The sequence below is a fragment of the Paenibacillus sp. PK1-4R genome, from assembly GCF_030369595.1.
Taxonomy (GTDB): Bacteria; Bacillota; Bacilli; order Paenibacillales; family Paenibacillaceae; genus Paenibacillus.
On sequence record NZ_CP126535.1, the window covers coordinates 6,069,658 to 6,095,485 of the forward strand.

At 51.0% G+C, this 25,828-nt stretch carries 8 protein-coding genes; all 8 read right to left on the reverse strand.

Going from position 1 to position 25,828, the window contains the following annotated elements; genetic code table 11:
* Positions 1–45: 45 nt before the first annotated feature.
* The 8 genes from QNO02_RS26420 to QNO02_RS26455 all read right to left on the reverse strand — a co-directional run bounded on the left by QNO02_RS26420 (position 46) and on the right by QNO02_RS26455 (position 25,759).
* Positions 46–15,093, reverse strand: a complete 15,048-nt coding sequence (locus QNO02_RS26420; protein ID WP_289390445.1) for a non-ribosomal peptide synthetase — start codon at positions 15,091–15,093, stop codon at positions 46–48.
* A 129-nt stretch (positions 15,094–15,222) separates the two neighbouring features.
* Positions 15,223–15,345 carry a hypothetical protein gene (locus QNO02_RS26425; RefSeq protein WP_256332438.1) on the reverse strand — a complete coding sequence of 41 codons (123 nt, stop codon included), beginning with the start codon at positions 15,343–15,345 and terminating at the stop codon, positions 15,223–15,225.
* 437 nt (positions 15,346–15,782) lie between these two features.
* Complete coding sequence (gene ectB / locus QNO02_RS26430; RefSeq protein WP_289390446.1) at positions 15,783–17,066, reverse strand: diaminobutyrate--2-oxoglutarate transaminase; 1,284 nt, start codon at positions 17,064–17,066, stop codon at positions 15,783–15,785.
* A gap of 1,273 nt (positions 17,067–18,339) precedes the next feature.
* Positions 18,340–20,172, reverse strand: coding sequence for a glutamine--fructose-6-phosphate transaminase (isomerizing) (gene glmS / locus QNO02_RS26435; RefSeq protein ID WP_076217241.1), 1,833 nt, complete (start codon positions 20,170–20,172; stop codon positions 18,340–18,342).
* 922 nt (positions 20,173–21,094) lie between these two features.
* The gene (glmM, locus tag QNO02_RS26440) at positions 21,095–22,435 is read right to left on the reverse strand and encodes a phosphoglucosamine mutase (protein WP_133387215.1); all 1,341 of its coding nucleotides are present in this window, start codon (positions 22,433–22,435) and stop codon (positions 21,095–21,097) included.
* A gap of 72 nt (positions 22,436–22,507) precedes the next feature.
* Entirely contained in the window at positions 22,508–24,001 is a 1,494-nt protein-coding gene (locus QNO02_RS26445) for a CdaR family protein (RefSeq protein WP_289390447.1), read from the reverse strand.
* A complete protein-coding gene (gene cdaA / locus QNO02_RS26450) occupies positions 23,994–24,830 on the reverse strand; it encodes a diadenylate cyclase CdaA (RefSeq protein ID WP_289390448.1) in 837 nt (278 codons plus the stop codon). The genes QNO02_RS26445 and cdaA overlap by 8 nt, the downstream gene beginning before the upstream one ends.
* Before the next feature lie 314 nt (positions 24,831–25,144).
* Positions 25,145–25,759, reverse strand: coding sequence for a zf-HC2 domain-containing protein (locus QNO02_RS26455; protein WP_036614042.1), 615 nt, complete (start codon positions 25,757–25,759; stop codon positions 25,145–25,147).
* Between the last annotated feature and the right edge of the window lie 69 nt (positions 25,760–25,828).

A 25,828-nucleotide genomic window follows, 5' to 3' on the forward strand; every position in this document is an offset into this window, starting at 1 on the left:
GGGATGCGCACCACTTTCGCTTGACGGCGGAGCGCGCTTGTAATATTAAAACGCGAATTCGATCGTATCGACGGCACTCTTTGCGCCTGCCGCCGGTTTATGACATTCAATCCGGCTTAGCTCAAGTTGTGGATTTTCCGCAATTTGAGAAAGTACCCGCAGGTAATCCTCGGTTAAGGTGCGGATCATCGTTTCTTTGAACAGTTTGGTGGCGTAGAAAAAGCCCCCGCTCAGCGCCCCTTCGTTTTCATACATAAACAACGTCAGATCAAACTTCGCTTCTTCCAGTTGGTCAAGCTCGTAATTCTTCAGGCTGACCCCTTCCAGTTCGGCGTCTCGTTCTTCGATATTTTGCAAGTCGAAAACGGCATCAAACAGTGGGAAGCGGCCAGGCTCCCGCTTAACATTCAAACGCTCCACGAGCTCCTCGAATGGATAATCCTGATTCTCAAAAGCTCCCAACGCCGTTTCCTTCACTTCATCAAGGTAGGACAGGAAAGTTTTTTCGCCTGACGGACGATTGCGGAGCGCCAGTGTATTAACAAACATGCCGATGACCGGCTCCAAATCGGCGTTAGTTCTTCCCGCCACCGGGGTGCCCACGATTAAGTCTTCCTGCCCGCTGTACTTGGACAGCATCACGGTATATGCCGCAAGCAGTATCATGTACAGCGTGCTTTCACGCTCGGCCGCCAATTCACGCAGTCGCGCAGAGAGAGAAGCATCGACATCGAACTCCAGATGCGCGCCTTCATAGTTGCGAACTGTAGAACGTTCGTAGTCCATCGGCAGATCCCCCGTCGGCAGCTCGCCTTCAAAGGTTTGCAGCCAGTACGCTTCCTGCCTTCCGATCCGCTCTCGGTGGTCCTCCGACTGCTGCCAAACGGCATAATCCTTATATTGAATGCGTAGTGGCGGCAGTTCTTCCCCGGCGTATAAACTCGAGAACTCATCCATCACAATCGCCATCGATACGCCGTCCGACACAATATGGTGCATATCGAAAAGGAGAATATACCGGTTCGGCTCCAGTTCGACGACTCCGGCGCGCAGCAGCGGCGGCTTGCCGAGATCAAACGGACGAACGAAGTTGCGGACGATCTGCTCAACTTGAGCTGCATCCTCTGTATCCGCTTGATGATGCTCAATAGCAAAATCGACCTGCGGGTAAATCCGCTGAACCGCTTCGCCCTTCACCATTTCAAAACCGGTGCGCAGCGATTCATGCCGTGTTATCAGTTTCCGCAATGCGGCTTCCAACCGGTCTAAATCAAACTTGCCTTCCACCTGCACCAGTTCCGGCATGTTGTAAAGTTGATCCGCTCCATCCAGCGTGTGCTGAATAAACAGCCGTTTCTGCGCGGAGGACAGAGGGTAGTACTCTCTCTCTTCCGCTTGAGGAATGGCCTCATGCTCCCGCCGTTCCATCCGGGCAATCGCATCGGCCATCGCCGCAATCGTGGAGTGACGGAATACGTCGCGCAGCGGGAGGTTGACGTTTAGTTCCTTAAATACCTTGCCCGCTAGTGTCGTCGCTCGCAGGGAGTGGCCGCCGATGTCGAAGAAGTTGTCGTAAACGCCAATCTCCTTCACAAGTCCCAGCACCTCCTGCCAAATCACCGCCAGCTTCATTTCCAGCTCATTGCGCGGTGCGACATACTCCGTTCCACTTCCCGCTTCCCCTTCCGGCGCTGGCAGCGCCTTCCGGTCCATCTTTCCGTTCGGCGTCAGAGGCAAGCGCTCCAGCTCCACGAAGTACGACGGGATCATGTAACCCGGCAGATCCTGTGCCAGCGCACTGCGCAGATCGTTCACCAACAGCTCCGCACTGGTATCCGGTGTGTAATACGCACACAGCGCCTTCTGACCGTTCGCATCACTTCGAACCAGCACTACCGCTTCACGCACGCCTTCCACCCGCAGCAGCTGCGACTCAATCTCACCCGTCTCGATCCGGTAACCCCGGATTTTTGCCTGGTTGTCGATCCGGCCAATGAAGTCCACGTTGCCGTCTTCCATCCACCGCGCCAAATCTCCCGTGCGATACATCCGCTCACCAGCGGTGAAAGGACTGTCTACAAACTTCTCTTCCGTCAGCTCTGGACGGTTCAAATACCCGCGCGCCACGCCGACTCCGCCGATAACCAGTTCGCCCAGCACGCCGACTGGCACAGGGTTCAGATGTGCATCCACGATGTAGAATTTCGCATTCAGCCACGCTTTGCCAATCGGCACATGACCTGTCTGCGGCAGTTTCGCCAACAACTCGTCATAAAAGCTGGAGTCGATTGCTGCTTCCGTCACGCCGTAGGCGTTAATGATGCGGAACAACGAGCCGAAACGTTCCTGCAAGGTCCGGTAATCCGCCACGCTGCAACTATCCGAGCTTGTGATCAACAGCTCCATCCCGCTTATATCCAGCCCCTGTTCGTGCACATATTCCATAAACGGTACGATCAGTGCCGGCGTCGATTCAAAGATGGTGATCCGCTCCCGCTCCATCCAGTGGTGCAGACGAGACGGATCAATCCGGTCTTCCTTAGGCACAATCACCATCGTGCCTCCGTTATACAGCGTCCGCGCGATATCACCCACGAACACGTCAAACGAGAAGCTAGCGAGTTGCAACAGCCTTACCGGGAACTGATCCAATCGGTATTCCCGTCGGTAACCCGCTGCCGTGTTCACCAGACTACGATGCTCGATCATTACACCCTTCGGCTTACCCGTCGTACCTGACGTGTAGATCACGTAGGCCAAATCCTCTGGACGAGCTTCATGGAAGCTGTCCAAGCCAGCAACCTTCAGATGACTCGGATCATCGCTGTTCACAGCACCCGTCAGCTCGCCGGAGACTCGATCGGAAGCACTGTTGGAGCCTTGTCCGAAGTCCATTGGTGCATTCGCTCGGTCTTCGCTGTATGACGTTTCGTCATCGAGATACAATACCGCCGCCAGTGCCAGTTCCTCTTCGCCGAGCCAGGATTCGGCACGCTCTCGCAGCGGCGTTTGTGTCAGCAGTACCTTCGCTCCGCTGTCTTCGAGCATAAACCGCACCCGGTCCGCCGGATAATCCGGGTCGAGCGGTACATAGGCCCCGCCCGCTTTCCAGACGGCCAGTACGGCTACCAGCAACTCCACCGAACGCTCGGCGAGAATGCCAACGATTGACTCCCGGCCGATGCCGCTTGTGCGTAGCATAGCCGCCAAGCGGTTCGCTCGCTCGTTCAGCTCCACATACGTTAGGCGGTTATTCTCGTACACGACAGCTTCCGCTTCCGGTGTGCGTTCCGCCTGTTCCTCGAACAGCTGGTGGAACGCCGCCACAGGAGCCGGTTCTAGCTGCGCTGGATTAAACGCACCGAGAACTTGTTCTTTTTCCTTTGCAGTCAGCAAGTTCAGCTCGGCAATCTTCGCATCTGGACGGTTTACAATTGTCACGAGCAGCTGCTCATAATGTTTTGCCAGCCGTTCAATCGTCTCCCTTTTGTAAAGAGCCGTCGCATATTCAAAGCTGTAATCCAACCCGCCGTTCTCCTCGCCCACATCCAAGCTGATATCAAACTTCGCAGTATCCAGTACGCTCGGATAAGGAATCAGGCGAAGCCCTTCCAGCTCAAATTGTTCGTTCTCCGTATTTTGCATCGTAAACATCGTATCAAAGAGCGGATTACGGCTTAAATCACGGGTGACTTGCACCTTGTCCACCAATTGTTCAAACGGATAGTTCTGATGCTCAAAGGCATGCAGAGTTGTTTCTTTGACTTCGTTCAGATATGACAGGAATGTTTTTTCCGAAGACGGATAACTGCGAATTGCCAGCGTGTTTAGGAAAATCCCGATCAACGGCTGCACATCTCCATGATTCCTTCCGGCAATTGGCGTACCAACGATCACGTCTTCCTGACCTGAATATTTGTGCAAAAGCACGTTATACGCCGCAAGCAGCACCATAAACAGCGTCGTGCCCGTTTCCGAAGCCAACCGTTTCAGGCCGTCGGTTTTTGAAGCGTCGAAGAAAAACTCCATCGTTTGGCCCTCATAGCTCTGTACAGCCGGACGTGGATAGTCGGTCGGCATTTCCAGCACTGGAAGCTCGCCCTGGAACATGTCCAGCCAATACGCCCCCTGATGCTGAAGCCGTTCCTGCTGCTCCTGCGAATGCTGCCAAACGGTGTAGTCTTTGTACTGAATGCGCAGCGGCTCCAATTGCTCTCCACCATACAAGCGCACGAATTCTTCAACAAGGATTTCCATCGAAACGCCGTCAGAAATAATATGATGCATGTCGTACATCAGAATATGGCGTTCCGGAGCCAGCTCAACAAGGCCTACCCTCAACAGCGGTGGCTTAGCCAAGTCAAACGGACGGACGAAACCGTGAATTACCGCTTCGACCTCTTGCTCATCCGCTTGATAGAACTCCACCGCAAAATTCACGTCCTGGTAAACCCGCTGTGATGCTTCTCCATCCACCATTTCAAACCCTGTGCGCAACATTTCATGCCGCGCCACGAGCTTACGGAACGTTTCTTCAAACCTTGCCCGGTCCAAAGCACCCTTCAGCAGCATCGCTTCCGGCATGTTGTAGCTAAGCTCCGCACCTTCCAGCTGGTTCAGGATAAAGAGACGTTTTTGAGCAAAAGATTGCGGGTATACCTCTCGGTCATCCGCCACCGGAATAGCAACGAATGTCTGCTCATCCAGCCGGTAAATGACGGCCGCCATGCTCTCGATCGTGGAATGGCGGAACACGTCGCGCAGCGGCAAATCCACGTTCATTTCTTTATGAATCTTGCTGACCAACGTTGTCGCCCGCAAGGAATGGCCGCCGATGTCGAAGAAGTTATCGTGAACACCAATCTCCTTCGCAAGCCCCAGCACTTCCTGCCAAATTACCGCCAGCTTCATTTCCAGCTCATTCCGCGGTGCGACATACTCCGTTCCACTTCCCGCTTCTCCTTCCGGCGCTGGCAGCGCCTTCCGGTCTATTTTCCCGTTCGGTGTCAGAGGCAGACTCTCCAACTCCACGAAGTACGACGGAATCATGTAACCCGGCAGCTCCTGCGCCAGCGCACTGCGCAGATCGTTCACTAACAGCTCCGCACCGGTATCTGGTGTGTAATACGCACACAGCGCCTTCTGCCCGTTCGCATCACTTCGAACCAGCACCACCGCTTCGCGCACATCTTCCACCCGCAACAGCTGCGACTCGATCTCACCTGTCTCGATCCGGTAACCCCGGATTTTTGCCTGGTTATCGATCCGCCCGATGAAGTCCACGTTGCCGTCCTCCATCCACCGCGCCAAGTCTCCCGTGCGGTACAGCCGTTCGCCCGCGACAAACGGGCTGTCTACAAACTTCTCTTCCGTCAGCTCTGGACGGTTCAAGTACCCACGTGCTACCCCAACGCCGCCGATGACCAGCTCGCCCAGCACGCCGACTGGCACAGGGTTCAGATGCGCATCCACAATGTAGAGTTTCGCATTCAGCCACGCTTTGCCAATCGGCACATGGCCTGTCTGCGGCAGTTTCGCCAACTGCTCGTCATAAAAGCTGGAGTCGATTGCTGCTTCCGTCACGCCGTAGGCGTTAATGATGCGGAACAACGAGCCGAAACGTTCCTGCAAGGTCCGGTAATCCGCCACGCTGCAACTATCCGAGCTTGTGATCAACAGCTCCATCCCGCTTATATCCAGCCCCTGTTCGTGCACATATTCCATAAACGGTACGATCAGTGCTGGTGTTGATTCAAAGATCGTCACTTGCTCCCGCTCTATCCAGTGATGCAGACGAGACGGATCGATCCGGTCGTCCTTCGGTACAATGACCATGGTACCGCCGTTGTACAACGTCCGTGCGATATCGCCCACGAACACGTCAAACGAGAAGCTGGCGAGTTGCAGTAGCCGAACTGGGAACTGATCCAACCGGTATTCCCGCCGGTAGCCCGCCGCCGTGTTCACCAGGCTGCGGTGCTCAATCATTACACCCTTCGGCTTGCCCGTCGTGCCCGATGTGTAGATGACATACGCCAAATCCTCAGGACGGGCTTCATGGAAACTGTCCATACCGACAACATCAACATCAGTTGGATGACTTTCGCCACCACCGTTCACAGCACCCGTCAGCTCGCCGGAGACTTTACCGGAAACCATGCTGGAGTCAAGCGGTGCATTCTCCCGGTCTTCGCTGTATGACGTTTCGTCGTCGAGATATAGCACCGTCGCCAGTGCCAGTTCCTCTTCGCTGAGCCAGGCTTCAGCACGCTCTCGCAGCGGCGTTTGCGTCAATAGCACCTTCGCTCCGCTGTCTTCAAGCATGAACCGCACGCGGTCTGCAGGATAATCAGGATCGAACGGTACATACGCCCCTCCCGCTTTCCAGACGGCCAGCACGGCCACCAGCAGGTCCACCGAACGCTCGGCGAGAATGCCAACAATCTCCTCACGGCCGATTCCACTTGCGCGCAGCGTTGCCGACAGGCGGTTCGCCCGCTCATTCAGCTCCGTGTAGGTCAGCCGATCGTTTTCGTACACGACAGCTTCAGCTTCCGGAGTGCTCTCCGCCTGTTTCTCAAACAGCCGGTGGAACGTAGCCGCAGGAGCCGCTTCTAGCTGCGCTGGATTAAACGCACTGAGAACTTGTTCTTCTTCCTCTGCCGTCAGCAAGTCCAGCTCGGCAATCTTCGCATCTGGACGGCTTACGATCGCCGCAAGCAAATGTCCAAAATGAATCGACAGCCGCCGGATCGTGCTTTCTTTATAAAGAGCCGTTGCGAATTCAAAGTTGCACTCCAGCCCGCCATTTTCTTCCGTAACATCCACACTCAGGTCGAACTTGGCCATACCATATTCGCTAGGGTACGGGGACAATTTCAGCCCTTCCAGCTCAAACTCTGACTCCTCCAGGTTTTGCAGGGAGAACATCGTGTCAAACAGCGGGTTGCGGCTCAAATCCCGGCTAACCTGCACTTTATCGACGAGTTCTTCGAACGGATAATTCTGATGCTCGTAAGCGTCTAAGGTCGTTTCTTTCACTTCTTCCAAATACGACAGGAAGGTCTTCTCCGAAGCTGGATAATTGCGGATCGCCAGCGTGTTGACGAACATTCCAATCAAAGGCTGCATGTCGCCGTGCGTTCTGCCCGCAATTGACGTGCCAACGATCAAATCATCCTGACCTGTGTATTTATGCAAAAGCACGGTATATGCGGCAAGCAGCACCATATATAGCGTCGCTCCTCTTTGAGCGGCCAGCTGCTTCAAGCCTTCGTTCGTTGCCTCATCCACGAAGGACGTCAGCGTATGTCCCTCATAGCTCTGTACAGCAGGACGCGGATAGTCCGTTGGCATTTCCAGAACCGGCAGCTCGCCCTGGTAACGGTCCAGCCAGTAAGCTTCCTCACGTTTCAATTGCACTTTTTGCTCGTCCGATTGCTGCCATACCGCATAGTCCTTGTACTGAATGTGCAAAGGCTCTAATGACTCACCGCCATACAGACGAACGAGTTCCTCAACGAACACGTCCATCGAAACCCCGTCGGAGATGATATGATGCATGTCAAACATCAGTAAATAACGATCGGCTGCCAGTTCTACGAGCTCGGCACGCAGCAACGGTGGCTTCGCCAAGTCGAAAGGTCGGATAAAAGCCTGCACGACTGCAGACGCTTCTTCCTCGTTCGCATGACGGCACTCGACGGCAAAATCAACGCTTTCGTAAATACGCTGTACCGCTTCGCCTTGTACGATCTCAAATCCGGTTCGCAACGTTTCATGACGTTTGATCAATCCGCGGAAAGCTTTCTCCAGCAGGCTATGGTCAATCGATCCTTCGAGCAACAGCACTCCCGGCATGTTATAGCTCTGATCGGCTCCTTCCAGCTGATTCAGGATAAACAGCCGCTTCTGAGCTGAGGAAAGTGGATAATACGCTCTTTCGTCTGCCAGCGGAATCGACGAGAACAACTGCTCTTCAATCCGGGAGAGGGCGAGAGCCATCTCTTCGATCGTTGAGTAGCGGAATACGTCGCGCAGAGGCAACTCGACGTTCAACTCCTGATGCACCTTGCTCACCAGTGTCGTTGCCCGCAGGGAATGGCCGCCCAAGTCAAAGAAGTTGTCATGAACTCCGATGTGCTCCAATCCAAGCACGCTTTTCCATATTTCAGCCAAGCTGGCTTCCAACGGAGTCCGAGGCGGAGTACGTCCTTCGCCCGGCTGCAGGCTCTCCTCAGGTGCCGGGAGGGAGCGGCGGTCGACCTTGCCGTTCGTCGTCAGCGGGAGCCGCTCCAACTGGATCAGGTAAGCCGGGATCATATAGGCCGGCAGTTCCTGGGAAAGCACGCTCTTCAGCTCAGCCGCCGGAAGATCACGGTCCGCTTCATAATAGGCGCAAAGCTGCTTCTCTCCGGAGGTGTTTTCCCGCGCGAATACCGTCGTTTTCCGAATTCCCTCCACTTTCTGAAGCTGAGCTTCGATCTCGCCCAGCTCAATACGGAAGCCGCGGACTTTCACTTGATCATCCGTCCGCCCCACGTATTCAATCGTGCCGTCCGGTAGCCATTTCGCCAAATCCCCTGTCCGGTACATGCGCTCTCCCGGCACAAACGGATGGTCCACAAATTTCTCCGCCGTCAGCTCCGGCCGGTTATTGTAGCCCCCTACCAAGCCTTCTCCGCCGACGCACAGCTCCCCGGCCACACCGATCGGCAGAAGTTTATTCTGGCTGTCGACGATATACACCGTCGTATTGCTGATCGGCCGTCCTATGGGTACGGTAACCGCGGACTCATCGACAAAGTCGACTGGAAGGTACGTGGTATAAACCGTGCTTTCCGATGGGCCGTACAGGTGATTGAGCCTGCCCGGTCCGATATGAGCGAGCGCTTTACGCACATGGCCAACCGACACGCGCTCTCCTCCGAACAAAATCGCCCGGACATCCCGCAGGCAGTCGACGTTCACATCCACAAGGACGTTGAAGAAAGCCGTCGTAATCAGCATGACCGAAATTCGCTCGCGCTGGATGAGATCCGCCAGCTGGCCGATCTCCAGCAAAGTCTCGTGGGGAACCAGCACCAACCGTGCACCGTTGGTCAAAGCGCCGAAAATATCAAAAATCGCTCCGTCGAACGAATAGCTTGAAAGCTGGAGTACATGATCCCGCTCAGTGATATCGATATAATTCGTATTTCGCACGATCCGCACGATATTGCGGTGCGAAACAAGGTTGCCTTTTGGCTTGCCCGTCGTGCCTGACGTATAGATGATGCAAGCCAGATCTGTCGCTTCGTTGCCCGGATTTAGATTTGTGCGGTCCTCGTGATAGAAGGACTCGTCATCCAGGAAAATCACGGAGTCCGAACCCGCCAGACGCTCGCGCAATCGGCTTTGCGTCAGCATGACCTGCGCACCCGAATCCTCGATCAAGAAACGGATACGCTCCTCGGGATATTCCGGGTCAATCGGTACGTAAGCCGAACCAGCTTTGTGTGCCGCCAGCATACCCACCACCATTTCGATGGAACGCTCAGCCATAATAGCTACCAGACGGTCTTTGGATATCCCGTGGCTACGCAAGGTATGAGCAAGACGGTTAACGCGTTCGTTCAGCTCGCGGTAGGTCAGCTCTTGCCCATTCAAGGAGATGGCAGCTGCATCCGGGATGCGCGCCGCCTGCTCTTCGAACAATTGAATAAGCGTTTTCCCGCGTGGAAATTCCGTGGTGGTGTCGTTAAAACGTCCGAGAAGATCAGCCTTTTCCTCCTCCGTCACAAGTTCCAGCTCGCCCACGGTAATTTCCGGGTTATCCGCCACCTGCTCCAGCAAATGAACGAGATGCCCCTTGAGCCGCTCAATACTATCTTTATCAAACACTTCGGCGTTAAAGTCGAACCGAATTTCAATCTCGTCTCCCGGCACGACGGTGACGTTGAAGTTATAGTTTGTCTGCTCCTCCATCTGAACATCAGCAATCGTCAGGTCGCCGTGCTGCTGGTCCCCCGCCTGCTCCATCTGCTCGTCCACCGGATAGTTCTCAAAAGCGATGATATGGTTGATCAGGTTCTGCTTTTGCACGCTGCGGGCCTGAATTTCATACAGCGGATAGTAATCATAACGCCCGGACTCCAGCGCCCGCTCTTGAAGCTTCGCCATCAGGTCGGCGAACACGGTGTCCGCTTCGCTCGTGACCCGGACCGGCACCGTATTGATGAACAACCCGATCATGGACTCAATGCCCGGGATTTCCGCCGGTCTTCCGGCCACGACGCTGCCAAATACGGCATCGTTTGTTCCATTATATTTTTGCAGCATCACGCCCCAGATAGCTTGCAACAGTGTATTGACCGTAACCAGGCGCTGTTTCGCCACCCGGTCCATCCGCTCGCTCAAGTCCTTGCCCAGCTCGGCGGTGACGTGATCAGCCGTAAATCTGCCGTTGGGCGCCAGTTCCTTTTGTCCCGGGAGTACGGTTTGCCCTTCATAACCTGCCAGAAATCCCATCCAATAGGCTGATGCCGCCTGATCGTCCTGTTTCTCCAACCATTCGATATAGGCCCCATAATCCGATCCCTTATCTCCCGCTGACTGCTCGCCGGATGTCAAGGCCGAGTATGCCTCAAACAGCTCCTGTGTCAGCTGAGCCAGGCACCAGCCATCCATCAAAATATGTTGGAAACTCCACAGTACATGATAGCTTTGCTCTTCGGTGCGCAGGATCGTGAACCGAACGAGCGCGTCATGTTCCATGTCGAAGCCGCGAAGCTTGTCCTCCTCGGCCTTTTTATCCAAGTAAGCTTGTTTCTCGTCCACCTGCAAATGAAGCAGCTCTTCATATTCAAAACCGACCGGCTTGTCGCGGTATATGATTTGCAACGGCTCGCCCGCCGGTCCTTTCACAAAATTCGCCCGCAGCACCAGATGACGTTTCGCAAGCTCCATCCAACTCCTCTCAAAAAGCTTGACGTCGAGCGCTCCCCGCATCGTAAACCGCGTCTGCTCAAAGTAAGCTGACGTTTGCCGGTCAAGCGCGCTGTGGAACCACATTCCCTTCTGCATCGGCGTAAGTGAGTAAATATTTTCGATTTCCGAGAGATGGCCCGAGCGCTGGGCGATTTGCTCCAATTCTGCAATGGTCAAGCCTTTAAATTGAACGTCGCTAGGCGTCAATTCAGTGTTTTCTTTGCCTGCACAGTGGATAATGAGGTCTCGGAGACTGTGCTCAAGTTGCTGAGCGAGGGCTTCCATCGTTTCCTTGCGATACTGTTTCTGGCTGTAGCTGAGATCGAGCGATAAAGCGCCGTCCAGCACCATACCGTTGATATCCAGCACAAAGCTGCGGGCCTGCCGGTCGCTAGCCGGGCTGCCGCTGGAATAAGAAGATATGCCGATCTCGTCTTGGTTGACATCATCGTCGAACTGACCGAGGTAGTTAAAATTAATTTCCGGCTCTGCGCTCCAAACCAATCCATCCTCCGATTTCGAGAGATAGCGACATATACCGTACCCAAGCCCCTTGTTCGGAATGCGACGCAAGTTTTCCTTGACCTGTTTAATCTGATATGCCAAATCTCGGTCGGTTTCCGGCTCCAGTACGACCGGAAACTTGGTCGTAAACCAGCCAACTGTACGCGTGATGTCGATATCCGTTCCGATCGATTCACGTCCGTGTCCTTCGAGATTGATCCGCACCCGTTCGTGCCCCGTCCATTTGTGTAAGGCTATTCCGAGCGCCGTTACCAAAATATCATTCATTTCAGTGTTGTAGGCACGGTGAACCCGCTTCAGTAGTAGCTCCGTTTCTTCAGGAGTCAAACGGACAAACAGCGATTCGCTGTCATACTGCGTCGTAACGTCCGCCTCCATATCCTTCGGCACGGCCAGAACCTCCATTTGTTCCACGGCCTGCCAATAGGCCCGTTCCTTCGCTATCTCCGGACTTTGCGCGTAAGCAGCCAGCTGCTCGGACCAAGTGCGGTACGCATCTGTTTTCGCCGGGAAACGAATTTCCTCGCTTTTTCCAGTCTGCTCGTAACCTAGAGCGAAATCCTCCATCAAAATGCGCCAAGACACGCCGTCTACCACAGCATGATGAACCGCGAGCAGCAAATGATCTCCGTCCTCGCACTGGAACAGTCCCGCCTTCATGAGGGGCCCGTTCTCCAGATCGATGCCTGCTTGAATGCCCGTTGCCTTCGCTTCCACAACCTGCGTGGGATTCTCCGCATCCTTAAAGTCGAACACGTCCAGCGTGAACAGCCCACCATCCTGAATCGCTCGGGTTAACGCACTAAACCCTTGTTCCGTCTTGCAGAACACCATGCGCAAGGCATCATGATGCTCGGCCAGCTTTTGCAGCACCTGATACACTGTCTCTTCGTTGAAGCGTTCCTTCCGATAAAACATCACCGACTGGTTGAAATGATGCGGGTACGCAAAGGAACTCTCGAAAAACCAATGCTGAATCGGTGTCAAAGCCGTTTCACCCGTTATTTCGCCTTGATCGATGGTACGTCTGATCGGTTTCACATGCAGGCTGAGCTGTGAAATCGTCGGATATTTGAATAAATCCCGGATTTCCAGCTTGTACCCGGCTTGATGAAGCCGCGAAGATACTTGAATGGACTTGATCGAGTCTCCGCCCAGCTCAAAGAAATGATCCGTTACCCCAACACGATCGGCGTTCAATACCGCCTGCCACACATCAGCAAGCGTTCGCTCAGTTTCATTGCGGGGAGCTACGTACGCGCCACCGGTCAGTGCGTTGCCTTCCGGGGCAGGCAAAGCCTTACGATCGATTTTGTCGTTCGGCGTGAGCGGCATCCGCGGTAGCTGAACAAAATGCGCCGGAATCATGTAATTCGGCAATTTTTGCGCCAGCGCGCTTCTCAGCTCGCCGAGCGTAAGAGGGAGGCTCGCGACCAGGTAAGCGCACAGTTCTTGCCCACTTTTGCCTTCCCGCGCGATCACAATCGTCTCCTGCACCGAGTCGATCTTCAGAAGTTGCTCTTCAATCTCACCGACCTCGATTCGGAATCCACGGATTTTCACCTGATGGTCGATCCGGCCCAAGTACTCCATATTACCGTCCGGCAGCCAGCGGGCGAGATCTCCTGTCCGGTATAGACGTTCTCCCGGCGCAAACGGATGTTCCACGAACTTCTCTGCCGTCAGCTCCGGTTGGTTCAGGTAACCTCTCGCAAGCCCCACGCCTGCCACGCACAGCTCGCCGTCCACTCCCGGAGGCACAAGTTGCAGGTGGGCATCCAAAATAAAAATCTGATGATTAGCCAGCGGGCGCCCAATCGGAATAACTCTGCGCTCCGGCTGCTGCTCATCCGCATCCCAAAGCGTCGTAACAATCGAAGCCTCGGTAGGGCCGTAAGCATTGAAATAGTGAACCTTCGCTTTCCACTGCTGCACGAATTCGGCTGATACCGCCGAACCTCCCGTTACAAGCTTTGTTAAGCTGGGAAGACGATCTGGGTTCAAATGAGCGCTGTACGTCGGAGGCAAAATCGCCGCCGTAATCGCATGCTCGTTCATATAACTCTCGAACAGACGAGTGTCGAGAATTGTCTCTGCCGTCGGGATGTACAAAGCCGCGCCAAAATAGAGTGCTTTGAAAACTTCCCAGCAGGATGCGTCGAAGGACAAGCTCGCAAATTGAACGATCCGGTCTTGCTCCGTGATGCCCAGCCTGTCTGCGAACATCAGCTTCAAGCTGACCAAACCACGATGCTCCAGCATGACCCCTTTGGGTTTGCCCGTTGTACCTGACGTATAAATGACATAAGCAAGATCGTTTGGACCGCTGGCCGCCTCCAGGTTGGAACCATCGTCGCTATAGAATTGCTTGTCATCTAGCGCCAATACGGTCCCTTCGAACGGGACTTGCTGTAACAGCTCTCTTTGAGTCAGCAGCAGCTGCGCGTTTGAGTTCTCAAGAATGTAGCGGATACGTTCTTCCGGGTACTCCGGGTCGATCGGCACGTAGGCACCACCAGCTTTCAGAACCGCCAGAATTCCAATGACCGTCTCCAGCGATCTCCTGACCATCAAGCCTACCAACTGATTAGGCAGCACGCCGACCGATCGTAGCGTACGCGCCAGCTGGTTCGCCCGTTCGTTCAGCTCTGCATATGAAAGCTGCTGCCCCTCAAAAACAACCGCCGTCGCCTCGGGCACACGCTTCGCTTGCTCCTCCACAAGCTGATGAATCGTCTGATCACGAGGATAGTCCTTCTCGGTATCGTTAAAGCTTTGCAGTAATTGAAATTTTTCGTCCTCCGACAGCATGTCCGCTCGCACGATGTCCAGCTCCAGCTCATGAAGCCCCACGGACAGCAGGCGATTCAGATGGCCGACGACCCGATTCATGAACTCGGAGTCATATAAGTGCTCGTTATATGACAGCGCTAGCTGTATCGTCCCGCCGGTTAAACTGAATTCAAAGGAACAGTCCGTGACCACGTTTTGCCCAATTTCGTCCAGATGCAACTCCTTAAGGGATACTAGCGTATGGACGAAGGGTATCCCTTCTGCATATTGCAGATCCAGCTTCTCCGTCATTTTCAAGAACGGAATATGTTGATGCTGAATGGCTTCCGGCAAGGAAGTCCTCAGTTCGCTCAGCAGCGTTTTAAAAGTTGCCCCCACCGAAAGCGAGTTTTTCAAAATGACCGTATGATTAACGGATCGACGCGTCTCCGCCTTTTTCCGCACAACTGGCATGCCGACCAGAATGTCTGAAACTCCTGTATATTTATGCAAGAGTGCCTGAACACCAGCGAGCAAAATCATAAAAGCAGCCAGCGGAGCACCCTTGCTCATTTGAAGGACGCGCTGCGCCGCTTCCTCCGAAAGCGAACCACCAACGGTTTTCACATTGGGCACCAGGGAGTTTGGAGCTTTGCTGTAAGGCAACCGCGTCAAGGTATAATCGTCACTACCGAATTTTTCGTTCCAAAACAACGTTTCTTTTTCAAAAGCCATCTGGATCGTTCCCCTCTCTTCATCGGTAAAAGCAATCCGGCGGAGCATATGCCAAAGCAACGCTCCAGCCTCGCTCATCTCCTTTTCAAACATCTGACAACAATATCAATGGCTTGCGCCATGTCACCGCTTGGATTGCCCAGTTGATCGCATGCGGCAATCCTCTGCCTAGCAGCTGTCCCCCTCGGCTCCCATGCGTAAAGGACAACAACAAGCATCGTTCTACGCAAGAGATGCGGCTGCTTCGGACTCCTCTGCTTCAATATGATTGCTGCGGACGAGCCACCCGAAGACGGGATTTGGTTTAACATGGGGTTCGGAACTGGATTTGGGGATAAACGACAAGGAATGTTCCTCCTGTCGATGTAAGGCTTGCCGCAGGGTTCCGGCCGTCCAGCAGGAAGTCGACCGTAATTCCTGATTTGGCACCCGAGCTGCCTTTGACGAAGCCTATGTTTAAGGGGTATTGATACACTCTATGTACGATTTGCTTATTCCCCCACAGCCCTGGTGTGGATAAGTAAAGATTCGGCTGCGGGGTTGTGAGCTTTTCCTGACGATTAAATTTAACGAGGGTACTGCATGAGACTCAAGGAATGCTTTGTATGGCATGAACGGGACTGCCCTTGGCGGAGAAGTCCATGTTGATTGACGTTACCGCAGGTAGCATGAGGAGAAAGTCTTCCACTGAGGTGAAAGCGCTACCTTAACATCAAGTCCGCACGCCCTCCAGAAGGCACTTTCGTGCCTCTTGTCGGGGGCGGCCAACGGCTTGGCCAAGCTTAGGTCGTAACTAGCAAATCCTTGGTCTCCTGAGAGATCACCTGCTGCATACTGGACTTGATAATGTCGCAGCCGGCAGCCAGATGCTCCATCGAGACGGTCAGCGGAGGCATGATCTTCAGCACACTGTCTCCTCTGCCAGCTCTTTCAATGATGAGCCCGTTGTCGAAGCTGAAATCCGTCACCCGCTTCGCCCCGGCTTCATCCATGAACCCCGAGACGTCAATGCCCCAGATCAGGCCGAGTCCGCGGATGGCGATGGACGGATGCAGAGGCTTGATTTCTTGATCAAGGAACGAGCGTACAAACTCTTCCTTCTGTTTCACCTTAGCTTCCAATTCGGTTCTGTCCCGGAACTCGAGAGCAGCCTTCGCGGCCACAAAAGCCAACTGGTTGCCGCGGAAGGTGCCGTTGTGCTCGCCCGGCGTCCAGATATCCAGTTCGGGCTTCAGCAGCAGCAGGGACATTGGCAGGCCGTATCCGCTGATCGACTTCGACAGGGTAATGAGATCCGGCTCAATCCCCGCTCGTTCGAAGGAGAAGAATTCGCCTGTCCGCCCGCATCCTACTTGAATTTCGTCTGTAATGAGCAGAATATCGTGCCTGCGGCAAAGCTGCTGCAGCTCGCGTAGCCACTGCACGTCGACAACGTGAATTCCGCCTTCGGCTTGTACCGTTTCAAGCAGGATCGCGGCCGGCTTGTCGATTCCGGAGTGCGAATCAGTCAGGATATTCTCGATATAGCCGAGCGTATCCATTTCTGCGAAAGCCCCGCTCGGGTGCGGCATGAACGTAACTCCGTCCAGAGGAAGCCCCGCCCCTTCTCTCATAGACTTGGAGCTTGTCGCCGACAGACTGCCGAGCGACATGCCGTGGAAGCCACCCATGAATGCGAATATTCCACTTCTCTTCTTCGCCTTGCGTGCGAGCTTCAGGGCCGCTTCCACCGCATTCGTCCCTGTTGGACCGCAGAATTGAAGCTTGTAATTCAGCTTCTTTGGCTCCAGGATCCGCTCAGAGAAGCTCTGGATGAATTCACGCTTGGCCATTGTATACATATCCAGACCGTGCATAATCCGGTCGGAGGTCAAGTAATCGAGAACCCGGTCTTTAATATAATCGTTGTTATGGCCGTAATTGAGTGCCCCGGCACCTGCAAAGAAATCAATATATGCTCTTCCGTCCTCAGAATATAAAAGGTCTCCCTTGGCCCGGTCGAATACCACCGGAAAGCTTCTGCAGTAAGATCTTACGTTGGATTCCAGCTTTTCAAAAATGCTCACTCACTTCATCCTCCATCGGAATTGGGATAAGGTTGGCCCCATCTTTCTGAACCTTCCTTTCTGAACCTTCTGACGTCATGGAGCAACATATTCTAGGCTGTCATTTTCCACAATTGTTGGTCCCCGCATGCCGGCTTGTTGGTTAGCCAGTATACTGGTCTCTCGCACACAGCTTGGATGGGTATAAAAAACCCTACAATTCCATTTATTAGAATAATAGGGAATAAGACCTAGGTTGAATTATATCAAAATTTACAAGAATGTATAGTGATTTTTTTGTTAAATATAGTCATTATATTGTTAAATTTGGTTCGTAAAACATAATGTGTTAACATTTTTCGTTAAAAAAAGTGAATGGAGAAGAAACGTTGGGAATGATTTGACATCAATCGAGGAATTAGACGAGTGTTGACATTCAGCCATTGAACAGGTAAATTTGGTATATATTCCCTTAAGATATTCTTTTGCCGGTGTTCCGATTCCTTGCACTTTGTAATAACTTAACATGATTACCTGACCAATTTCTGAAAGCCTGGTTGGAAACTGGCCACAGCGTCCGCACGGATGGCAGCCGACATAGTTTTGTATCACGCCTTCTTCTCTGCTCCTCCTCATCAAACCGTACGTGAGGTTTTCCCTTATACACTATCCGATGTCTTCACTCATTTACATGAAGATTACAATAGCGTTCTGAATCCGAGTTGAACGGGCAATGATTTCACTTCGCGCAATAAGCTCCTTCATCGTGCGCATTGTTGCTGCTTGGCATACCATTTTGTGAGTCGCTGAAGGATGTACCAGTCACGTTTAATCACCTTTCTTTATTGTTCAAATGATCTCATATGCCCGATCTGCATCCTGCTTGAGGATATATTGGCACTTACGAGTTGCGAATGTTCATGACTCTCTTTAAGAAGTTGATTCCATTCGTGCACGAAGAATATTTCAAATGTGAGAATTACAAAAAGATACTCTTCCTAAGGTACTCTATAATCTGGTGAATTTTCGTTCAATGAATGACCGCAATTTATAATGCAAAAACACAAATAAGATGGTTCTAATATTCAGAACCACCCTCCTGAAACATCAAAAAAGTCCTGACGACTTAGAGTCATCAGGACCATTATTTTGTTCATACTTTATTAGTTTACTGAATCTATTGATTAACCCATTTATCCATGTCATTGGACATTAGTTCGTGTAGTTCCATACTTTTGTTAATGGTTCTATACTTATTTATCATTGGACAATAAACTAATTTGTACAGAATACCTTACTCAACCGTTACACTTTTCGCCAGGTTACGTGGTTTATCCACATCATGACCCAGTGCCAGGGAAGCATAGTATGCCAGCAATTGCAGAGCAACTACAGACAAAGCAGGGCTAAGCAGTGGCAACGTCTTAGGAATCGCAAACGCTTGGTCTACGGATTTCAGCAATGGTGCTACGTGCTCTTCGTACGTAATTGCCAATACATCTGCGCCACGTGCTTTTACTTCCTTAATGTTGCTCACTGTTTTCTCAAGTACGTTCTCCTGCGTTGCCAGGGCAATAACAGGGATACCGTCTTCGATCAATGCAAGCGTACCGTGTTTCAACTCACCCGCAGCATACGCTTCGGAGTGAATATAAGAAATCTCTTTCAGCTTCAAAGATCCTTCTTGAGCTACTGCATAGTCAAGACCACGACCAATGAAGAAGAGATGTTCATGTTTGGAGATTTGCTCTGCATACCCTTTGATTGCCTCCGCTTGCTCCAACATGGATTCCACTTGCTCAGGCAATGCTTGCATTGCTGCCAGCGTGTGTGCAATCTCTTCTGCAGATTGAGTACCACGAACTTGTGCAAGGTACAGACCAAGCAAGTTGAAAGCAATCAACTGCGAAGTATACGCTTTGGTAGAAGCTACTGCAATCTCAGGACCTGCCAATGTTGCGATAACATCATCTGCATCACGTGCAATGGAGCTACCCACTACATTTGTGATTGCCAGTACATGTGCACCATTGGATTGTGCTTCACGCAATGCAGCAAGCGTATCGGCAGTTTCACCGGATTGGCTCACTACGATTACAAGTGTATCTTTGTGCACGATTGGGGAACGGTAACGGTACTCGGAAGCCACATCTGTTTCAACCGGAATACGTACCAATTGCTCAATCACTGTACGTCCAACCAGACCTGCATGGTACGCTGTACCACATGCAATGATTTGAACGTTACGGATATTTTTAATTTGTTCTTCAGTCATTTTCAACTCAGGAAGTTGAACTTTTTTGCCTTCATTATCGATGCGACCCAGCATAGTATCACGATATGCTTTTGGTTGCTCATGAATTTCTTTCAGCATGAAGTGCTCAAATCCGCCTTTTTCTGCGGTTACAGCATCCCAATCGACACGAATCATTTCCCGAGAAATAAAGTTGCCTTCAATCGTCATCAATTCGACAGCATCATGTGTCAAAACAGCCATTTCACCATCATTCAGAATGTACACGTTACGTGTATGTTCCAGAATTGCAGGGATGTCGGAACCAATGAAGTTCTCGCCTTCACCAATACCAATAATCAATGGGCTTGCTTGACGCACAGCTACGAGTTTCTCAGGCTCATGCTCTGTCAATACACCCAGTGCAAATGCGCCACGCAACAACGTGATCACTTTTTGTACTGTTTTGACGATATCACCATTGTATTCACGTGCGATCAGGTGAGAGATAACCTCAGTATCTGTCTCGGAAGTGAACGTGTGACCTTGAGCCATCAATTCGTCCTTCAGATCCAGGTAGTTCTCAATAATACCGTTATGCACAACAGAGAACTTCTGGCTTCCATCCGTGTGTGGATGAGAGTTCTCATCCGATGGTTTACCATGAGTTGCCCAACGTGTGTGTCCGATTCCGGCATTACCTACCAGAGGTGCACCATCCAGCTTGGCTTCAAGGTTCGCAAGACGACCAAGAGCTTTCGTGATTTGCAGACCTTCCGGTGTAAATACCGCGATACCTGCAGAATCATAACCACGATACTCGAGTTTCTTCAATCCTTCGACCAATACCGATTGAGTGTTCTTATTACCAATATATCCAACAATACCGCACATAGTTTATTTCCTCCGTTTGTATATGAATACTGTGTCACGAAGAGAAACAGGCAGAGGCGGCATATCGGAAAAATGAGTGATTGCCTAGCGTTTCATGAATACTTGGGACTTATTCAATTATCAATGATCAGAGCGACCTCGTGTCGCCCCGCAGTCATCATAAGCTGTTATGAATGCAATCATGAATGTACATCATTTTCCCGTCCGCGTACTGTTTACGCTCTTCACGCACATTCATTTGAATTTTAATTTAACTCTTGCACCTGCACCGGCGCGTTGTGTGGACAGTCACCTATCCATTTTCCGCAATCCGGTTTACGGCTCTGGTGCTTCACCGGGAGGTCCCCGCCGAACAATCCGAACACCTCCACCTCGTCAGCTTGATTGCCGTTGATCTTAATCAGCCGTTCTTCAACCCGAAGAAATCCTGATCAACATCATCCCGCGCAACTCCAAGCTCTGGCGCTTGTGTAACTGTAACCTTACGTTCCTCACTTTCTGTGTCTGAATGACGACTCCACTCATTATATGCACGTCAGGTCCATTTTGCAATGGAGCAAAGTACCTGTGACAATTTTAGCATATTTACCTACAATCCCGACCGGATAAACGGACCTATGGTCTCATCAGGCCGGGACGCAGGAATATTCATCTTTAGAGGAAATTCAAAAAGTCCGCTTTTGATTACGAATCATGCCTATTGGCATAATCAGCATCGAATATGAAATTCAGCCGAAATGTCCGTTGCTCACGTAGTTTCCCTACGCTCCGCTACTCCATTTCTATCTTCATTCCATCTTCTCGGTACTGAAAACCAGACTTTTTGAACACGCACTATATGTCTTAAATCCTGTTATATCATACCCTTTATACACAACAATTCCCTTTAGAAAACCGTATGCACAAGGGATTTCTTTCAGTCCTATACCAGTTCTTTTTGCACTACATCTGCGATTTGAGACACAAATTGTTCAAGTTCGTTTTTATCTGGTCCTTCCGCCATAACACGGATAAGAGATTCAGTACCTGAAGCACGAACGAGTACACGTCCATTATCACCGAGTTGTTGTTCTACTGTAGCAATAGCTTGCTCGATTGCAGCATTGCCCTCGTATTTGCTCTTATCTTCAACACGCACATTCACCAATACTTGTGGGTACTGGGTCATTAGCGCTTTTAGTTCACTCAGTTTTTTACCGGAAGCCTTGAGCGTATCCACGAGTTGAATCGCAGTCAGCATACCGTCTCCAGTTGTATTGTAATCCAGGAAAATAACATGGCCAGATTGTTCTCCACCCAAGTTGTAACCGCCGCGACGCATTTCCTCCATCACATAACGGTCACCTACTGCCGTTTTAGCTGTTTTCAGTGCAAGTTTCTCCGTTGCTTTGTAGAATCCGATGTTACTCATAACGGTCGATACAACGGTACTGTCCTTCAACTTGCCTGCACGATTCATCGCATCACCGCAGATACACAGAATGAAGTCTCCATCCACCTCAGCGCCTGTCTCATCAATAGCAATAAGACGATCCGCATCCCCGTCAAAAGCAAGACCCAGATCTGCCTTATGTTTGAGCACTTCTTGTTTCAGGTTCTCTGGATGAGTTGATCCACATTGCTCATTAATATTCAGGCCGTTAGGCTCAGCGCCAATGGCAATGACTTCTGCACCTAGTTCACTGAACAATTTTGGTGCCAGTTCATAAGCTGCTCCGTTTGCACAGTCCAAAACAATTTTAAGTCCAGAGAACGATTCATTTACAGTCGTTTTCAGGAAATCAAGGTAACGATAACGGGATTCTTCATCTGTCGTTACAGTACCCAGCCCGCCACCAACTGGCCGTGGCAATTGATCTGTCTCCGCATCCATCAGTTCTTCAATCCGGTTCTCTGTTTCATCAGACAGCTTGAAGCCATCTCCACCAAAGAACTTGATTCCGTTATCCTCAACCGGATTGTGGGAAGCCGAGATCATCACGCCCGCGTCAGCTTTCAACAAACGTGCAATATACGCCACTCCCGGAGTGGATACAACGCCCAGACGGATCACATCAGCGCCAATGGACAACAGGCCTGCAACCAGTGCGGATTCCAACATCAATCCCGAGATACGAGTATCCATGCCGATAACCACTTTTGGTCTTTCCACACCACCTGCAAGCACGTAACCACCACAACGTCCAATGCTGTAAGCCAGCTCTGCCGTTAACTCTTTATTGGCAACCCCTCTTACACCGTCTGTACCAAAATATTTCCCCATGATTTAACTCCTTCTATTCGCATCATATACGAGCACTATTATTATTTTTTGAGAATTTTAAAATTAGAACGTTTACGGATTCGCGCCACTTTTACTGCCAGTACCGCTGTTATTATTATTTAAATTACCTCGACTGCTTGTGCTCCCCTGTTGACCCTGATCCTGAGTATCCGTATTCGATTCCGTTTCTTCTTCATCAGGAACAGGCTCCGTTTCCCCATTTTCGACCTCGGCTGGTGAAGGGTCAGGTGCTACCGTTCCCTCTTCAGTCGGATCTTCGCTAGGAGTAGTTGTGGTGTCTTCAGCCTTTTCGCTAATTTTGACCGTTGCACTCAGAGCATTGGATGATTCATCCAGTTTGGCATAACGGGGCAGTTCGGCTTCAAGCTTGATCTCATGCGTTCCGACCGCAAGTCCAGTGAGATCCCCGGTCAACGTGAGATCATCACTACTTAGACCCTCAAGCATACTAGCTGAGCCTGTGAGTGTAAGGTTCAGACCGCCGCTTCTAGGCGTAACCAGCGTCCCTTCCAGTCCATTCCCCGCACCGGTAAGTGTGATGGGGACGTTCGGAAAGACTTTGGTTGTCTCCTCTGCCTCGTCAAATGGTGATATGGTTACCTTGATCTGAATCGAACTAGGCTCGATTTTCTCAAAACCGGAAGGCGGCGTCAAGTCCACGTTAACTGTCGATGTACCCGACTGATCAAACTGTGTAAGATCAAGGGTTACTTGGTCGTAGGCCTGTATACCCGCAAGCGCATCCTCTGATCCATAAACCGAGACTTCTTTCACGCTTGGCTCTACCGTGGAGAGTACCAGGCCTTCCGGAAGCTGTCCCGAATATTTGATTCTTAAGGGTACAGATGTATAGGGCTGATTGACCGGAACTCGGACTTCAACCGTTTGAGGCGTTATAATCGCATTTTCAAGGACCTTGCCTTCAGCATCGTATGCTTGAAGTTTCACTTTTTTCTGTATGACATCTTCCTTGGCATCTTTCACGCTCACACTGCCCTGAACCTTCGCTACAGCCTCGAGTTGTCCTTCGGGCAGAGTTACCTTAACCGGCGTCGAAGGTTCAATTACGGGCGTTCCAGCGCTGTATCCGGCGGATGGTTCCCCTTCGGGTACAATATTCACATTGAAGGATTTGGTGCCCAATTTTTCTACATTCACCGTAACCATGGAAGGTTCCATGCTGACCACTTCTACCCCGGAAGGCAAATCAGGTACAAGTGGCAGTGTATTGGACCCATCTTTCACCTGACTCAGATCGACCAGTACTTTGTAATCGTCATTCGTAAAAATTGATGTTAGCATCGAGCGCTGTCCTTTGATCTCCAGCCGGACCTCATCCGTACTTAATGAAGTAAGCACATAGCTGTTGCTGTCTAATCCATAAGGTTGAACAGGCACCGTACGTTCCACAACCTTGTTGGTTGTCCCTGTTGTAATCGTAGGGGTGGTTGGTACTTCATCCAGATGAATCATGAACCAGAGCAGCAGGCTCACCGCAAGCGCAAGTATTTTGGCAAAGTTATTATTGTTAAACCACTTATCCATTGTTACGTCCTCCCTTCCGTTTCCAGAAGGTTGTCCAGCCACTCTTTTTCAGATTGGATGTAGGGCGCAACTCCTCATACAGTTTGGCAATCAGCGATTCTTCCTTAATATCACGAACGACCTGTCCATTCATTGCAAGTGACACTTGTCCTGTCTCCTCAGAGACAACCAAACAGATCGCATCTGCAACTTCGGTAATCCCGATTGCTGCACGGTGACGTGTTCCCAGTTCCTTACTGATAAAAGGATTCTCCGATAATGGCAAATAACAAGCTGCCGCCGAAATCTGTTTTCCCTGTATAATAACGGCTCCATCATGGAGCGGTGTATTTGGAATAAAGATGTTAATCATCAGCTCCGAGCTGACCAGAGATTGCATCTTAATGCCCGATTCCGTGTAATCGTTCAGACCCGTTTCACGTTCAAATACGACCAATGCGCCAATTTTACGCCGTGACAAATAATTAACTGACTTAATAATCTCACCAATTAAAACCGTTAATTCTTCATCACTCGCTGCCGCTGAACGTCCAAACAGCTTACCGCGTCCCAATTGCTCCAGACCACGACGCAGTTCCGGCTGAAAGATAATGAACACCGCAACAACACCAAACGTAAACATCTGGTTCATTAACCATTTGAGCGTATACAGGTTTAGCCACGTACTTAATGCCCAGATCAGCACAAGGAACAGAATTCCTTTCAGGAGCTGAACCGCACGTGTCCCTCGCACAAGCAAAATCAGTTTGTACATAATATAGGTAACGATCAATATATCGATAACGTCCTTAATGGACTCTGTCCACGTTAAGTCAGCAAAATAATTCATAAGCCAGCCCCCGCTATCCCCATTGATGAGTAAACCCTGATCTCATATTAACCCATTAGGATTTTATATAATCCTTTGTCTCCGCATTTCTGCATCATTCAATTTGTGCAAAATGCGTATCTATATGTAGTAGTATGTTCTCTTTAGTATCTAGGTTATAACGTTAACGTTCAGGTTGCAAGTTACGGCAGTCTCAAACTGCACATAAACATCACATTTACCATGAATTACAAAGTTTGCGTATAAAAAAAGAGTACCCCATGCAATCTGGAGGTACCCTGCTTGGTATATACCATTGAAGATTTTACCCTGTTCTAGCGATAAGCCACTTCATTTACCATATTGGTTATTTTGTACCAGAACCAGTCCAGCGCCTGATCAATACTTTTCACCTGACCTGAAATATGCGCCGTTGAAGCCTGAAACAGTTGTCCGTCGATAACCGTCAGATTGCCGTTCACATCACCATATACTTGTGCGGTTCCATTTTCTATCGTAAGATCGCCAGCAATTGACTTACCTTCAGGAACAATAACCGTGTTACCCTGAATCACGATCTGGTCCAGATTATTTCCCTTAACAACCATTTCGTTATTCTGATTCCAGAAATTCAAGGCGCTAAAGAGCATCACGACCAAAAAGAAGGCTGCCGCCGTCAGCGCGGGATGTCCTTTGACCCATTTGAGCCATGCTTGCTGTCTCTTGGGCTGGGGCAGAGCATTCATAATTCGATTGGTCAGCTCATCAGAGGCAGACGGTGAATAGTGTTTCATGGCAAAGAGTAACATTTCCGTCTGTTCCAACTCTTTAAAGCGCATGCGACAATCCGGACAGATCACAAGGTGACTTTTCAATTCAACCTTCTGGGCCGGGGACAACGACTCATCCAAACATTCATGCATTAAAGAGACGGCCGAGTTGCAATCCATATGAGAGCCAATCCTTTCTTAAATCACTTAGTCCATGTGCCATTAAAAAGCACGCATAAGACTTGCATA